This is a genomic window from Pirellulales bacterium, from assembly GCA_019636335.1.
Classification (GTDB): Bacteria; Planctomycetota; Planctomycetia; order Pirellulales; family JAEUIK01; genus JAHBXR01.
In genome coordinates this window covers 276,030-290,542 of the sequence record JAHBXR010000004.1, presented here as the reverse complement: position 1 = coordinate 290,542, position 14,513 = coordinate 276,030, and the positions used below count along the sequence as shown (strand labels likewise).

12 protein-coding genes are annotated in these 14,513 nt (G+C 63.8%); 6 read left to right on the top strand and 6 right to left on the bottom strand.

The window, feature by feature from the left end:
* Positions 1–17: 17 nt before the first annotated feature.
* On the bottom strand, positions 18–2,249 hold the full coding sequence (locus tag KF708_06470) for a HEAT repeat domain-containing protein (GenBank protein MBX3412346.1): 2,232 nt from the start codon (positions 2,247–2,249) through the stop codon (positions 18–20).
* Between the two features lie 166 nt (positions 2,250–2,415).
* On the opposite strand from KF708_06470, the gene KF708_06465 reads away from it, so the two are divergent.
* The 3 genes from KF708_06465 to KF708_06455 all read left to right on the top strand — a co-directional run bounded on the left by KF708_06465 (position 2,416) and on the right by KF708_06455 (position 5,520).
* A complete protein-coding gene (locus KF708_06465; GenBank protein ID MBX3412345.1) occupies positions 2,416–3,219 on the top strand; it encodes an enoyl-CoA hydratase/isomerase family protein in 804 nt (267 codons plus the stop codon).
* 92 nt (positions 3,220–3,311) lie between these two features.
* Positions 3,312–3,599 (top strand): DUF4404 family protein, encoded by a 288-nt coding sequence (locus KF708_06460; GenBank protein ID MBX3412344.1) that lies wholly within the window; start codon positions 3,312–3,314, stop codon positions 3,597–3,599.
* Positions 3,600–3,642: 43 nt separating this feature from the next.
* The gene (locus KF708_06455) at positions 3,643–5,520 is read left to right on the top strand and encodes a glycosyltransferase family 39 protein (protein ID MBX3412343.1); all 1,878 of its coding nucleotides are present in this window, start codon (positions 3,643–3,645) and stop codon (positions 5,518–5,520) included.
* A gap of 38 nt (positions 5,521–5,558) precedes the next feature.
* Here the strand turns inward: KF708_06455 and KF708_06450 are convergent, their stop codons facing one another.
* Entirely contained in the window at positions 5,559–6,290 is a 732-nt protein-coding gene (locus tag KF708_06450) for a hypothetical protein (protein MBX3412342.1), read from the bottom strand.
* 189 nt (positions 6,291–6,479) lie between these two features.
* Between KF708_06450 and panB the strand changes: the two genes are divergently transcribed.
* Positions 6,480–7,289, top strand: coding sequence for a 3-methyl-2-oxobutanoate hydroxymethyltransferase (gene panB, locus KF708_06445; protein ID MBX3412341.1), 810 nt, complete (start codon positions 6,480–6,482; stop codon positions 7,287–7,289).
* A gap of 39 nt (positions 7,290–7,328) precedes the next feature.
* On the top strand, positions 7,329–9,416 hold the full coding sequence (locus KF708_06440) for a thioredoxin domain-containing protein (GenBank protein MBX3412340.1): 2,088 nt from the start codon (positions 7,329–7,331) through the stop codon (positions 9,414–9,416).
* A gap of 56 nt (positions 9,417–9,472) precedes the next feature.
* On the opposite strand, the gene KF708_06435 is transcribed toward KF708_06440, so the two are convergent.
* The 4 genes from KF708_06435 to KF708_06420 all read right to left on the bottom strand — a co-directional run bounded on the left by KF708_06435 (position 9,473) and on the right by KF708_06420 (position 13,078).
* Entirely contained in the window at positions 9,473–10,483 is a 1,011-nt protein-coding gene (locus KF708_06435) for a histone deacetylase (GenBank protein MBX3412339.1), read from the bottom strand.
* 152 nt (positions 10,484–10,635) lie between these two features.
* Positions 10,636–11,889 carry a cysteine desulfurase gene (locus KF708_06430; protein MBX3412338.1) on the bottom strand — a complete coding sequence of 418 codons (1,254 nt, stop codon included), beginning with the start codon at positions 11,887–11,889 and terminating at the stop codon, positions 10,636–10,638.
* A gap of 17 nt (positions 11,890–11,906) precedes the next feature.
* On the bottom strand, positions 11,907–12,332 hold the full coding sequence (locus KF708_06425) for an iron-sulfur cluster assembly scaffold protein (GenBank protein MBX3412337.1): 426 nt from the start codon (positions 12,330–12,332) through the stop codon (positions 11,907–11,909).
* A gap of 140 nt (positions 12,333–12,472) precedes the next feature.
* Positions 12,473–13,078 carry an HAD family hydrolase gene (locus tag KF708_06420; protein ID MBX3412336.1) on the bottom strand — a complete coding sequence of 202 codons (606 nt, stop codon included), beginning with the start codon at positions 13,076–13,078 and terminating at the stop codon, positions 12,473–12,475.
* Between the two features lie 119 nt (positions 13,079–13,197).
* Here KF708_06420 and KF708_06415 point away from each other — a divergent pair, with 119 nt between their 5' ends.
* On the top strand, positions 13,198–14,394 hold the full coding sequence (locus KF708_06415; protein ID MBX3412335.1) for a glycosyltransferase: 1,197 nt from the start codon (positions 13,198–13,200) through the stop codon (positions 14,392–14,394).
* Positions 14,395–14,513 lie beyond the last annotated feature (119 nt).

The following is a 14,513-nucleotide window of genomic DNA, read 5'->3' as shown; positions in this document are numbered from 1 at the left end:
TCGGAAGGAGCGGCGTTTCAAGGCTGGTCGGAACGAGCCTTGGCGCCCTTGGGCGGGGTCGAGTCGATTTTGTGGCGGAAGCGAATCTTGCGCAACGCCTCGTCGGCCGCCGACACGACGTGGAAGCTCGAGTCACGCTCCAGCTTGAACAGCTCGGGCGCACACTTGGGCGTGCCGATATCGCCCAGGATCTCGCAGGCCGCAGCGCGGGTGAAGTTGTCGGAGTGCTGGAGGTATCGCATCACCGCGGGCTCGGCCACTTCCCCCATGCTGCGCAGGGCGCTTTCGGCCTGCATGCCTTCGTGCGGCAGCCGATCGGCAACGGCCTCGGCCGCGATCGCGGTTTTGAAGCGTGATACGGCACGGATGGCATCGTGACGCACGAACACGCTGCTGTCGGACAGTCGTTGGATTAAAACCGGTAGTTCGGTTTCGCTGCCCCATTTCGCCAATAGTTGGATGGCATTGCTGCGCACGTGCTGGTCGGTATGTTCGAGATAGGGCAGCGCCGCCACGATCACGCGCTTGCGCTGGTCGTTGGGCTTCATGTCGGCGAGCTGCGAAAGGCTAAAGCTCACATCCCCCGCTTCGAGCTCGCGGATCGCTTCTTCGAATTCGCTTTCATCCTTGGGCTTCCGGTTGGGTTTGGTCGCACGCGGTGGGGCACCATCAGCAAGGTTCCGGATCGCTGGCGTAGTCTCGGATGGAAGGCGATGAGAGCCCGAATCGCCGCCATGCGCAAGCGAAGGCGCCGGTTGTGTGGCGCCCGGGTCAGAGACATTTGGCGCAAGAAACTCGAACGAGTTGAAAAAAGCCTCGGCATTCGCAGGGGGCTTAATCCCATGGGGGCACTCGACAAATAGTTGGTAGAGCCGTCCGTGGGCAACAAACATCCTTCCCAACAAGATCCCTAGCGCAAGGCCAGGATGACCCAGCATCGGTTGATTGTGCTCGCGAACGAGCCTGGTTCCAGGGTATTCGAGTATCGCCTTACGTGTCTGCTGCAAGACATCTTCAGGAGAAACATTGGCAAACAATCCTGGGGAGGAATAGACCACCAGGTATCCTGCGTGATCCTCTACCGATACGACACGCTCGGAGATCATCACGCCATGAGAACCGGGCACCGCTTCTCTCTCTTTCTCGATCACTCCATGTGGCAGCTTCAGGCGGAATCCTCCGGGCGGCGAGATGAGCGATTGCCATCCGGCAAGTAGGTCGGATGGTGCTGTGGGGATGGTCCGCGCGGTCACAGGGGATGATGCTTGGTGCAGGGGACGCCTGTCGGTTGCGAACTTCGGATCTAGGTTTGCCATATCGGCTACGAACAAGCAAACCGCCAAGAAGATAGACAGGGTCCATCCGAGCATGAATCGAACCATGTTATATTCGGAGCACGTCACCCAACCCACTATGAAAGAGACAAATTGGTTGCAGACGAAACAGCATAGGCCTATGACGGGTCGGCCTTGAACAAAGCACATCACGCCGACTACGTAGGGCGATAGAATTGCGGGAACGATGGCGATCGGCGACAAGAATCCGGAGGCAATCGCAATCGCGATCCCTACCGCGAAGAAGGCCAGCAAGGCATATTCGGGCCAAGTAAGTTGAATTCGCCCGCGGCGTTGCCGACGCGACTTCACCTTCGCTGGCGGCAAACTGGTGGAAGCAAACGGGTCGCGCCGCGCAGCGGGTGACTGCGCTGGTGCAGCCAATCCGAATCCCTCCCCTAGTTCGCTCAGTAAATCATCCTCTGCCGGTGGTAACACAGGCTTCTTGGCCGACGTCGCCAACGGATTCGGGAAATGAGGCTGCGGTCGGCTCGGTGCGACCGGTTTCGCGGGCGGCGCAATGACGCGAGGTTCGCTCACGGCGGGCACGCGTAGCGATTGGCCGCATTTCTGACACTTCGCCGTGCGCCCCGCGAACGAAGCGGCCACCTTGAAGCCTGCTCCGCACTTGTTGCATCGAAACTCGATGGAACCCTGGCTCGGAGCTGTGGCGGCCACGGGCGCCGCCGGAGCAGGGCGTGGAGGCCGCGAGGCGACGGGCTTCGGCACCGGGCGCTCGATGGGCGCGTCGGTCTCGACGTCGTCGAGCCAACTCGTGTCGAGCGAATTGGCCGGCGCCGCCGCGGGTACTTGAACCACGCCGTTGCACTTCGGGCAACGCCCCTTCATGCCGGCACATTTTTCTTTGACGCCGAAGTTCGCGCCGCAGTGCGTACAGGTCACTGAAATCGGCATCTGCCCGCCGTTCTACCCGGGGGTCCTCGGAAGTGGTTATTAGAGACTACTCTGGGATATCGCCCGACCTGCTCAGCCTATCCTCCCCCCATGCTCGCGACAATGATTTCTTGTTGCCGGTGGCCGCAGTACAATCGCCACTCCATCCCCAGGAGAACCTGCCACGATGTCCGACAGCCTGATCCAAGCCCGCACGGAAGGCGACCTCTACTTCGTACACATCAATCGCCCCGAGAAGCGAAACGCGCTCACCCCCGCCATGCTCGAAGAGCTGGCCGTGGCCATCCGTCGGGCCGACGAGCAGCCCCAGGTGCGGGCCGTGATCGTGACGGGCGAAGGCCCCATCTTTTCGGCCGGGATCGACCTGATGTCGCTGGCCCAGTCGCGGGCCGAAGTGGGCGAAGCGAACCCCGGCCGCTGGCTGCGCCGGCTTGCCGAGCGCCTGCAAGAGGCACTCCACTCGATCGAATCGACCGAACTGCCCGTGATCGGCGCCCTCCAGGGAGGCGTGATGGGCATGGGGTTGGAGCTCGCCCTGGCCTTCGATCTGCGGGTCGCCACGTCGGATTTGAAACTGAGCATTCCCGAAGCCCGCATGGGTCTGGTGGCCGACGTGGGGGGGACGACGCGGCTGTCGCGCGTCATCGGCCCGAGCCGTGCCAAGGATATGTTGATGACGGCCCGGTCCGTGGGGGCTGAAGAGGCGTTTTCCTGGGGGCTGGTGAACCGCGTCGTCCCGCCCGATCAATTGCTGGAAGCGACCGTAGCGCTGGCGCGCGAGATCGCCGCGAACGCGCCGCTCGCGGTCGGCATGGCCAAGTTGATTATCGACCAGGGAGACGGCCTGGAGCGGCACGCCCAAATGGCGCTGGAGCGTTGGGCTCAAAGCCAGCTCATCACCACCTCCGACGTCGGGGAAGCCATGGCGGCCTTTTTCGAGAAGCGGCCGCCACGATTTCAGGGCAAGTAAGCGCGGCATCGCGCACGCCGGCTTGACACCGCGCACAGGCGCGAGTGCAATGGATTGCACCGCATGACTTTGCTACGAGAGGTTCTTCCATCATGACTGCCTCCGCCGACAAGCTCCGTGCCACGCTCGCCGATCTGCGAACGCAGCTCGACGAGGTCGATGCCCTGGACCCGGAGGCTCGGGCCCTGCTCAACAGCACGCTGGAAGAGATCCACGCCACCCTCGAGCGCCGCGGTGCGGGGGGCTCGGCGTCGAGCGAAGAGCAAGAGTCGCTCGTGCAGGGACTGCGCGACGCGGTCGATCGCTTCGAAGGCTCGCATCCCACGCTGGCGGGCGCGGTGGGGAGCGTGATCGATGCCCTCGGTCGCATGGGGATTTGACGCCGCTCCACGGCGCGAACACCGCTTGCAGGCCGATCCTCTGATGGCACGCTCCCGCCGCAAATCGCCCCCCTCGCAAGCTCTGCCGGCGCCTCGGACGCCGGTTGACGGCCGTGGGCGTCTTTCCTCCGAGGGGAGACTCATCCTGGCGATCTCACTGGTGCTGGCCGCCGTGACCACGGCGATCTACGCTCCCACGTTCGTCGTCTCCTACCAGTTCATCATGTTCGACGATCCGATGTATGTCTTCGACAACATCGCGGTACTGTCGGGGCTGAATGCCCGGAGCGCTCGCTGGGCGGCGACCAACCCCGTCGGCAACAACTGGCATCCGCTGACGGTCCTCTCGCACATGTTGGACGTGGAGCTCTACGGCACGGCCACCGGAGGGCACCATTTCACGAATGTTTTCTTCCACGCGGCCAGCGCGGCGCTGCTCTTTCTGGTGCTGCGACGCATGACCGGTGCGCTATGGCCGAGCGCGCTGGTGGCGGCGCTCTTCGCCTGGCACCCCTTGCGCGTCGAGTCGGTGGCCTGGATCGCGGAACGCAAGGATGTATTGAGCACGTTTTTCATGTTCGTGGCGCTCGCCTGCTACGCGCGCTATGCGCAGCACCACGGTCGCCTGGCCTATCTGGCAATGCTCTTTAGTTTCGTGCTCGGCCTGCTGTCGAAGCCGATGCTGGTGACGTTTCCTTTCGCGCTGCTATTGCTCGACATCTGGCCACTGCGACGCGTGACCTGGATGCGTACGAGCGAGCAGCGGTTTCCGACGGCCTCGTCGTGGCGGATTGTGGTCGAGAAATTGCCCCTGTTTGTCCTGGTGGGGGTGTTCATCGCCACGACCGTCTGGGCCCAGACGGGCAGCATGAGCCATTTGCCTATCTCGATCCGACTGCAAAACGTGGTCATTTCGTACGGCATTTACGTCCGGCAGATGTTCTTGCCGCACCCCCTCTATTTGCCGTACCTCTTCGTCGAGCGGACGACCGGAGTGGCCTGGACGATCATCGCGGGCATCGCGCTGTTGGCGACGACCCTCGTCGCGCTGTGGCAGTTTCGGCGCCGGCCTTATCTTGCCGTGGGATGGTTCTGGTACCTGGGTACCCTGGTGCCGGTGATCGGCATCGTGCAAGTCGGTGAGCAGGCGCATGCCGACCGATATACCTATGTGCCGATGATCGGTCTCTACGTGATGCTTGCCTGGCTGCTGCAGGAGTTGGCCGCCCGCGGGCTCGTGTGGCGCCGCGCGGTACTGAGCGTGTCGGGTGCGGCGCTCTGCGTGCTGATCGCTCTCTCGATCGTGCAGGTTTCCTACTGGCGCAACAACGATACGCTTTTCGAGCACACGCTACGTTATTCGCCCCGCAACAATGTGGCTTACGCGGCGCTGGCGGCCGCGGCCTATCGTCGTAACGACTACGAGGACGCGATCCGCCTGGCACAACAGTCGATCGAGGCCGTGCCTGCTTCGCACCTTTCCTACAGCACGATGGCGGTGATTGCCCAGTCGTTGGCCCGCCTGGGCAAAACGGGTGAGGCCCTGAATGCGTATCAAAAAGCGATCGCCCTGAATCCCGAGCAGGCGTTGATTATCAGCGAGTTCGCCCGCATCCTGGCCACCTGTGACGACGAGCGATTTCGCAACGGCCCCGAGGCGGTGCGCGCGGCTCGCCTGGCGAATTTGCAAGGACAGAATCAGAACCCCATTCTCCTCGACACACTGGCGGCTGCGTATGCCGAGATCGGCGCATTCGAAAAAGCCATCGAGACAGCGACGACCGCACGCTCCCTGGCCGCGCATTACCGGGCCGAAGGCGCCTTTGACGACGATCGGGTGATTCGTGGCATCGATCAGCGTCTGGCGTTCTATCGACAACGGCAGCCCTACCGCGTGCCCAAGGGGGTGTGGGAATACTGAGCCATCAAAGGTAGAACGCCGCGCGTCTTCTGGCAGCTTCAATCGCGTGCGTCGTCGAGGGGACGACTACCGCGCCCTGGCTTCTTGGGCGCGTCGATGCCGGGCAGTTTCTTCGAGAGTTGAATCTCGATGCCCGAGGCCTCGATCTTCGTTTGATCGAAGCCGATGCCGCTGATGATGATTTCATCGCCCGGCGCCGCGAGGCTGTAGTCGTTGATGTCGAGCTTGACCTGGGGCTCGTCGATCAACTCGGCCTTGATCTGTTGCTTGCCGGCCACGACAACGATCTTGCCGTTCTTGATGCTCCGCAATTGTCCGGCGATTAATTTCGGTCCGTCGTCGCGCTTGTCGTTCTCGTCTGCTTTGAATACCCCGATGTTGTAGCCGTCGCGTGGGGTGAAGACGGTCAACTCGTCGATGGGCTCGACCACTGTGCCGCGCCCCTGGATCTTGCCTTGGAATTGCACGAGCTGCCCCGGGCGCAAGAAGCCGGGCTCAGCCTCGCCCAGCACCTGCACGTCCGTCATGGGCACGACCTTGACGTAGTAGGGTATCTCGTTCGAGTCGGTCCATTGGATCATGCCCGGCTTGGCCGCCACGAAAGTGCCTTTGATGCCGGTGAACCGCGTCACTTCGACCAGCGTTCCGCCCCGATTGCCCTGCGCGGTGACGGCCGTTGGTGTGCCGAAGGTCGCCCCGGCCACGGCGGCCACCGCCAACCACAGGAAACGGCCGCCGAACGTACCGGGCCGACGTGTCGAATGGAGCATGGTTCGTGCGGCGCCAATCGCCGTGCCAGAGCAGGTGTCGCCTACGGGTAGCGCGTTTCGTACGGGCGCCAAGTCCGCAGGATCTCAAAGTCTAGCATAGAACCGCTTGCCGCCGGTTGCCAGCCAACGGGTCGACCGTAACAATGCGCCACAGCAGGGCAAACACCGTTTTTCGGCACGCAGGCGACCATGAGTCATCACCGATCCGACGACGCACGCATCACCGTGCCCAAGTTCGTTGCCTGTAAGGCGGCGGGGCAAAAAATCTCGATGCTGACGGCCTACGACTACACCACGGCCGAGCTGATCGACAGCACCGGCATCGAGGGTATCCTGGTCGGCGACAGCATGTCGATGGTCGTGCAGGGGCATAGCGATACGTTGCCCGTCACGCTCGACGAAATGATCTACCATGCCGAGATGGTCGGTCGCGCCGTCAAGCACGCGCTGGTCGTCGTCGATATGCCTTTTCCCAGCTATCACCTGGGGGTCCACAAGGCGATCGAGAACGCGGGCCGGATTTTGAAAGAAACCCGCTGCCAGGCGGTCAAGCTCGAGGGGGGGGTCGATCAGGCCGATGTGATCTCCGCCCTGGTGGGGGCCGGCATCCCGGTGATGGCCCACTGCGGATTGCGTCCCCAGAACGTTCACGTGTTGGGGGGCTACAAGGTCCAGCGCGACGAAGAGCAATTGATGGCCGATGCGCATGCGGCGGAAGAGGCGGGGGCCTTTGCCATGGTGGTCGAGTGCGTGCCGGCGGGGCTGGCCGCCAAGATCACGCGCGAGGTGAAGATTCCCACCATCGGCATCGGCGCGGGGGCCGGCTGCGACGGCCAGGTGCTCGTGACGCACGACCTGCTGGGATTGACCGGGGGCAACGTCCCTCGCTTCGTGAAACGCTACGCCGAGCTGCGCCGCGTGATCGGGACGGCCGTCGAGAGCTATCGCGACGAGGTCCGCGCGGGAAGTTACCCCGGTCCCGAGCACTCATTCAAGTAAGGCGGTTCTGCTTCGCCGGCGCCATCAAGGGAACGCATCATGCCCAACCGACTCGCCGACGAGACGAGCCCCTATCTATTGCAGCATGCCGGTAATCCGGTCGACTGGTACCCGTGGGGACCCGAGGCGCTCGAGCGTTCGCGCCAGGAGCAGAAGCCGATCTTTCTTTCGATCGGCTATTCGGCCTGCCACTGGTGCCATGTGATGGAGCACGAGAGCTTCGAGAACGAGGCGATCGCCCAGCTTCTCAACGAGCACTTTGTATGCATCAAGGTCGACCGCGAAGAGCGACCCGATCTCGATCAGATCTACATGCAGGCGGTGCAGCTCATGACCGGCCGGGGAGGCTGGCCGATGTCGGTGTTTCTTACGCCTTCGCTCGAACCGTTCTACGGCGGCACCTACTGGCCCCCGACGCCGCGCCATGGCATGCCGGGCTTCGATCAGGTGCTGCAGGCGGTACTCGACGCCTGGCAGAATCGACGCGAAGCGGCGCTGGAACAGGCCGATCAGCTCACTGCGGGCGTGCGTCGCGCCGCGCAATCGATGGTGCCGCCGGGAGACGCGGAATTGTCCGTCGCCCGTTTGCGTTCGGCCGTCGCGGGCATGGAGCGGGGCTTCGATTTCGCGCACGGCGGCTTCGGCGGCGCCCCGAAGTTTCCGCACCCCACGGCGCTGCGCGTCATGCTGCGTGCGTACAAGCGCGAGCCGCGCGAGGCTGTTCTGGAAATGGTCACGCGCACGCTCGACCGCATGGCCGACGGCGGCATTCACGATCAACTCGGCGGCGGATTCCATCGCTATTCCGTCGACGAGCGGTGGCTGGTGCCCCATTTCGAGAAGATGCTCTACGACAATGCCCAGCTTGCGGTGGCCTATCTCGAGGCCTTTCAGGTGACGGGCCACGAGCGCTATGCGAGCGTCGTCCGCAGCACGCTCGACTACATCCTGCGCGAGATGACCGATCCGCAGGGGGGCTTCTACAGCACGCAGGATGCCGACAGCGAAGGGGTGGAAGGCAAGTTCTTCGTCTGGACGCGCGGCGAGCTGAATCGCGTGCTGGGGGCCGAACGCGCGCGAACGTTCGCCTATGTGTACGACGTCAGCGAAGAAGGAAACTTCGAAGAGGCCAATATCCTGAATCTGCCCAAGTCGCTCGAGCAGTGTGCCTTGATCCTGCAGCGCGATCTGGCGGAACTGAAAGCGGAGTTGGCCGAATCGCGAGCCCAGCTCTTTGCCGTGCGCGCCGAACGCGTACCGCCAGGACTCGACGACAAGGTGCTCGTGAGCTGGAACGGGTTGGCGATCGATGCCTTGGCCCGGGCCGGTGCCGTGCTCGACGAGCCGCGCTACCTCGACGCCGCCCGCGCTTGCGCGAGCTTCATTCTGGCGCAGATGCGCCGCGAAGATGGCCGGTTGTTACACTCGTGGCGGCGCGGCCAGGCCAAGATCGATGCGTTTCTCGACGATTACGCCGCCCTGGCCGAGGCGCTGGTTTCGCTCTACGAGGCCACGTTCGATGAGGTCTGGATTACCGAGGCCGTCTCGTTGGCCGAAACGATCGTGCAGCAGTTTGCCGACGGTGGCGGTGGCGGATTCTTCTATACCGCCTCGGATCACGAGCGACTCATCGCGCGCCCGAAAGAGGTGCTCGACAGTTCCGTTCCCAGCGCGAGTGGACTGGCCGCCACGGTCCTGCTGCGTCTGGCGAACATCACGGGCAATCCCAACTACGCCACTGCAGCGGAAGGCACCTTGATCGCCAGCTCGGGGCTCTTCGACCGCGCGCCCACGGCGATGGGGCAAATGCTGTTGGCGATGGACGCCTACCTGGGGCCGATCTACGAGATCGTCGTGTTGGGCGACCCAACTCAAGGCCCGACGGCCGAGGCCCTGGCCGATCTGCGGGGTCGCTACGTGCCGAATCGAGTGCTGCTGTGTCGTTCGCCGAACGTGCCTCCCGCTCACCGCTCGCCCGCCTTGGGGCCGATCTTTGAAGGGAAGACGTTACGCGACGACGAGCCGGCGGTCTTTGTTTGCCAGGGGTTCGAGTGCCGCGAGCCGATCTCGGGGCTTACGGCGGCACGGGCGCGCTGGGCACAGCTTGCCGAACTGGGGCATGGCTAAGGATCGCGCGGCACCACTCGCCTGCCACAAACGGACAGCCGGTTTTTCCAAGCCGGTTACGAGCCGACCTGGGTTGGGATCGGGCGGCGCGAGGTCTCTTCGCGCAACAGTCGCACCACCGAGTCGGCAACCAGCCGGTAGCTGTCGCGCGTGTAGCCCCCGCTGAGCAGCATGACCGTTGGAATACCCCGCTCGCGCAGTTCACGCACGACGAACTCGTCGCGCTGCGAAATGCCGTGGGCGCTGATTGCTAGTTCACCGAGCGGGTCACCGGCGAAGATATCGGTGCCGGCATTGTAGATCGCCAGGCCCACGCGCTCGCTGCTGGTGATCGAGTTCAGAAAGCCCGGCAGTCGCTGTTGCAAGAGGCCCTGATATTCTGCGTCCGCGCAGCCCGCACGGAGCGGAACGTTGCAATCGATCCGCTCGCGCGCCAGGCTGTCGTACGCGGGATACGTCCCGGCATTGTACATGTCGAAAATGAAAACGCGTGGATCGTGCAAGAAGGCGTGGCAGACGCCATTCCCCTGGTGCGCGTCGAGATCGACATACGCCACGCGGGCATCGGTCGCGAGTCGTCCCTCGGCGCGCATGGCGTGGATGGCCACGGCGATATCGTTGTACAGGCAAAAGCCTTCGCCCGAGTTGGGCTTGGCATGGTGAAAACCGCCCCCTAGGTTCACGGCCAGTCCGTGACGGATGGCCTCGCGCGCAGCGACGATGGTGCCCATCGTGGCCCAACGCATGGGGCGCAGAATGCGCCAACGCACCAGCCACGCAGGGAGCCTGGCTACCGGGGGCAGCTCGAGCGCGCGGGCCACACAGGCCACATCGTGCAGCCGGCCGAGGTAATCGCCCGTGTGGACCGTCATCAGTTCGCGGATGCCGGCAGGGCGCTTGGGCCGCACCATCATCCGCCGCAGCGAACTCCCCATCAATTCACGCATCCGCCGGCGAGCACGACCATACTTGCACGAATCGAACCGGTGCAGCTTCTCCATGCCAAAGAAGCTGATGTTGTAGTGCCGGGAGTAGACGACTCGCGGATTGCCCACGGGAATTCTCATAGCAGCTACGAACTTCGAGGTCGCGTCCCGCTACCCAACGTCGACTTCGCCGACGGCGATTTATACGGGCGATGACCACGTCGGTCACAGGTGTCTCGCAGGTCTGTTCAGTTGAACAGCCCGATGAGCTTCGTCGAAACGGGAATCGCTCACTATCGCCGTCGTAGCGTCTTCTGTGCCGCGATCAGGCCTGCGGCCAGTTGCTCGACTTCTTCCAGCGTATTGTAGAGATAGAAGCTGGCGCGGGCCGTGGCGTTCGCGCCGATTTTCTTGTGCAACGGCATGGCGCAGTGGTGGCCGGCGCGAACGGCGATCCCCTTGCGGTCCAAGAGTTGCGCGATGTCGTGGGCGTGAACGCCTTGCATCGTGAAGCTGACGATGCCCGCCTTGTGGCTCGGATCGGGCCCGTAGATCTTCACGCCGCCGACCGTGGCCAGCACCTCGTGCGCGCGCTCGGTGAGCAGGCGCTCGTGCTCGTGGATAGCCTGCATGCCGACTTGTTCCAGATAGTCGATGGCCGCGCCCAGCCCGATGGCGGGCACAATGGGGGGAGTCCCCGCCTCGAACTTCGCCGGCAGATCGGCCGGCTCGAAACCGGAGGTCGTGACGCGGCGGATCATGCTGCCGCCGCCAAGGAAGGGGGGCATCGCCTCGAGCAGTTCGCGCCGACCCCACAGGATGCCCACACCCGAGGGTCCCATCATCTTGTGGCCACTGAAGGCGACAAAGTCGGCACCCCAGGCGACGACGTCGGTCTTTTCGTGCGGGACACTCTGGGCGGCATCGACCAGGAACAACGCGCCGGCGGCGTGCGCGCGAGCCACGAGATCGGCGATCGGATTGATCGTGCCCAACACGTTCGAGACGCTCGCCACGGCGACGATGCGCGTGCGCTCGGAGAGGAGCTTGTCGAAGGCATCGAGATCGATCAGCCCCTCGTCGGTCACCGGGGCGAAGCGGACGACGGCGCCCGTCCGCGCGGCGGCCTGCTGCCAGGGGACGATGTTCGAATGGTGCTCGAGCTCGGTGAGGAGGATCTCGTCCCCCGGCTTCAAGTTAGCATCGCACCAACTGCGGGCGACCAGGTTGATGCCCTCGGTCGTGCCATCGGTGAAGATGATCTCTTCGCGGTGCGGAGCGTTGATGAAACGGCGGACTTTTTCCCGGGTTTCTTCGTAGCGGTCGGTACTCTGATCGCTCAGCCAATGGATGCCGCGATGAACGTTGGCGTAGTGCTGCTCGTACGTCGTGACAAGCGAATCGATCACGGCGCGCGGACGCTGCGTCGTGGCGGCGTTGTCGAGATAGACGAGCGGCGCCCCCCCCGGCAGCACCATCGATAGGATGGGAAAGTCGGGGCGCAGCCGCGTGGGATCGAGAGCCGAACGCGTGTCGGTGGCAGACATGGCGGATCGCCTGGTGTTTATTGGTTGTTGTCGCCGGTGGCCGAGCCGTCGGACCCACCCTGAACGGGCGAGTAGAGCGCGCTTTGCAGCACGCGCCACGACAGCAGGCAGCACTTCTGGCGGTTGGGGGTCAGCTTCGCACCGAAGAGCTCGAGCATGTCCTCGGCGGTGAACTGCTTGGCCGCGTCGACCGGCTGGCCGTCGAACTTCTCGACCAGCATCGAGGCGGCCGCCTGGCTGATGCAGCAACCATCGCCGTCGAAGTAGATGTCGCGAATCTTCCCTTCGGAAGCGACTTCGAGCTCGATCCTGACCACGTCGCCGCAGAGCGGATTGTCGTCCTCATGGGCGTGCGTCGGATGCGCGCAATGCCCACGATGGTAGGGGTCCTCGTAATGATCGAGGATGTGCTCCTGGTACAGTTCTTCTTCGTCGGCAGGCATCGTAAAGGCACGCCGGATAAGGGCTTGGTGCGATTTCGCCGAGGGCGGTGCCGGAGGGGTGCGGCCACTAAAGCAGTCTATGCCCCGCGCGATGGTGGGACAACCCAGGCAACATCGTGGTTCGCGGAGCCGGCAAGGCGTCAGGACGCATGGCCAAGCCACGCACGAAACGCCTGAAAGTCATGAAACGAGGGCAACAGGTGGTCGGCTAGATCGAGATAGGGAATCGCGTCGATCGACCGGCCCGCGGTGTAGAGCACGGTGTGGATACCGGCGCGGCGGCCCGCCTCGAGATCGAAGCGATAATCCCCCACGATCGCCACCTGCTGAGGTTGCAGCCGCCACGTGGCGCAGATCTGGTGGATGGCGGTGGGATCGGGTTTGGCCGGGGCGTCCTCTCGGGCGACAATGTACTCGAACTCCAGCCCCAGCCGTGCCAGCGTTCGCTCGACGATGGCCCGGCTGTTCCGCGTCAGCAGGGCCCGGTGCAGGCCGAGCGGTTCGAGAGCCAGGAGAAACTCGGCGGCGCCCGGCATGAGGACGGCCCGTTCGGCCCCTGCCCATTCGTGGCGCGCCAGGATCTCGCGGCAGCGGAGGGCCTCGGCCTCCGGCAGGCGATCGAGCGCTTCGAGGATCGGCTGCCGTGGCGGTAGCTCCATCTCGGCACGCATGGCCTCGAAATCGAGCGCCGAATCAACGAGCGTGCCGTCGAGATCGAAGATCAGTCCGGCAATGGAATTTGGCATCGAATGCTTGACTGTACTCGTCTTGACCCGGCGAGCTTGATTGTGGGACGATCGGCCTGGTGATTGTACCTTGCTCGGATGCGGAGCGGAGGGGCGATCGACTCGCGAGGGAGCGCGAAGTGAAACTGGCCCTGGTTCACGATTGGCTGACCGGCATGCGAGGGGGCGAAAAGTGCCTCGCCGCGCTCTGCCGGCGTTTTCCCGATGCGCGACTTTTTACCCTCTTGCACGCCCCCGGCTCGACGTCTCCCGACATCGAGCGGATGCAGATCACGACCAGCTTTCTGCAGCACGTGCCGGGCGTCGAAGCACGCTATCGCTACCTGCTCCCCCTGATGCCGAAAGCGGTCGAGCGGTTCGCGATTCCCGCGGATGTCGATCTCGTGGTCAGTTTCAGCCATGCCGTGGCCAAGGGAGTGCGCGTGCCGGTCGGCGTACCTCACGTTTCGTACTGCTTCACTCCGATGCGCTATGCCTGGCATTTGCGTGGCGAGTATTTTCGCTCGACCGACGAGTTAGTTGCGGTCGAGCGCGACACCGAGCTCAGCCGCCCGGGTTATGGCGTCTTCAGCGGCAAGCTCGCTCGCCGTCCCGTCGAGTTCGCCCGCGATACGCTCTTGGATCGGATGCGCGACTGGGATCGGCGCTCGGCCGAACGGGTCAGCCATTTCGTGGCGATCAGCCGCACGGTGGCCGCGCGGATTCGGGAGTGTTATGGCCGCGAGAGCACGGTCATCTATCCGCCGGTCGATACGGACTTCTACACGCCGGCGCAGCAGCCGCGCGAGGACTTCTATCTCGTCGTCTCGGCGCTCGTGCCTTACAAGCGGATCGATCTGGCCATCGCGACGTGCAATTACCTGGGCAAGCGACTGATCGTGATCGGCCGCGGCCCCGAGACCGAAAAGCTGAAGACACTGGCCGGCCCCAGCATTGAATTCCTGGGCTGGCAAACCGATGAAGAGATCCGCGAGCATTTGCGCCGCTGCCGGGCGCTGTTGTTTCCCGGGCATGAAGACTTCGGTATCGTACCGCTCGAGGCCTCGGCCTGCGGCGCGCCGGTGATCGCGCTCGAGCGCGGCGGCGCCACGGAAACGATTCTGGCGGGGGATGAGAACTCGCTCGGAACGGGTTTTTTCTTCCGCGAGCCGACCGTCGATTCGCTCGCCACGGCCATCGAAATGTTCGAGGCCAGGCCCGAGCTGTTTTGTCCGCAACTCGCGCGCGAGCAGGCCGAACGCTTTTCTGCGCAGCGTTTCGAGCGCGAGTTGGTCAAGTACATCGAGTCGGTCGTCGTTCAGGCAGCCTCTGCCTGACAACAACGAGTGCCAGGACGTTACCTGCGACCATTCCCGTGGTGCCTTAGTATCGTCGTGGTTTCTTTCCTTGGCTCTCTATATTCACCACGACACAACGCTCGTGCGCCATCGCAACC

What these genes read in the sequence shown, in the direction of transcription:
- KF708_06470 (MBX3412346.1), bottom strand. Translation starts at nt 2,249, where the DNA reads ATGCCGATTTCAGTGACCTGTACGCACTGCGGCGCGAACTTCGGCGTC.
- KF708_06465 (MBX3412345.1), top strand. Translation starts at nt 2,416, where the DNA reads ATGTCCGACAGCCTGATCCAAGCCCGCACGGAAGGCGACCTCTACTTC.
- KF708_06460 (MBX3412344.1), top strand. Translation starts at nt 3,312, where the DNA reads ATGACTGCCTCCGCCGACAAGCTCCGTGCCACGCTCGCCGATCTGCGA.
- KF708_06455 (MBX3412343.1), top strand. Translation starts at nt 3,643, where the DNA reads ATGGCACGCTCCCGCCGCAAATCGCCCCCCTCGCAAGCTCTGCCGGCG.
- KF708_06450 (MBX3412342.1), bottom strand. Translation starts at nt 6,290, where the DNA reads ATGCTCCATTCGACACGTCGGCCCGGTACGTTCGGCGGCCGTTTCCTG.
- panB (MBX3412341.1), top strand. Translation starts at nt 6,480, where the DNA reads ATGAGTCATCACCGATCCGACGACGCACGCATCACCGTGCCCAAGTTC.
- KF708_06440 (MBX3412340.1), top strand. Translation starts at nt 7,329, where the DNA reads ATGCCCAACCGACTCGCCGACGAGACGAGCCCCTATCTATTGCAGCAT.
- KF708_06435 (MBX3412339.1), bottom strand. Translation starts at nt 10,483, where the DNA reads ATGAGAATTCCCGTGGGCAATCCGCGAGTCGTCTACTCCCGGCACTAC.
- KF708_06430 (MBX3412338.1), bottom strand. Translation starts at nt 11,889, where the DNA reads ATGTCTGCCACCGACACGCGTTCGGCTCTCGATCCCACGCGGCTGCGC.
- KF708_06425 (MBX3412337.1), bottom strand. Translation starts at nt 12,332, where the DNA reads ATGCCTGCCGACGAAGAAGAACTGTACCAGGAGCACATCCTCGATCAT.
- KF708_06420 (MBX3412336.1), bottom strand. Translation starts at nt 13,078, where the DNA reads ATGCCAAATTCCATTGCCGGACTGATCTTCGATCTCGACGGCACGCTC.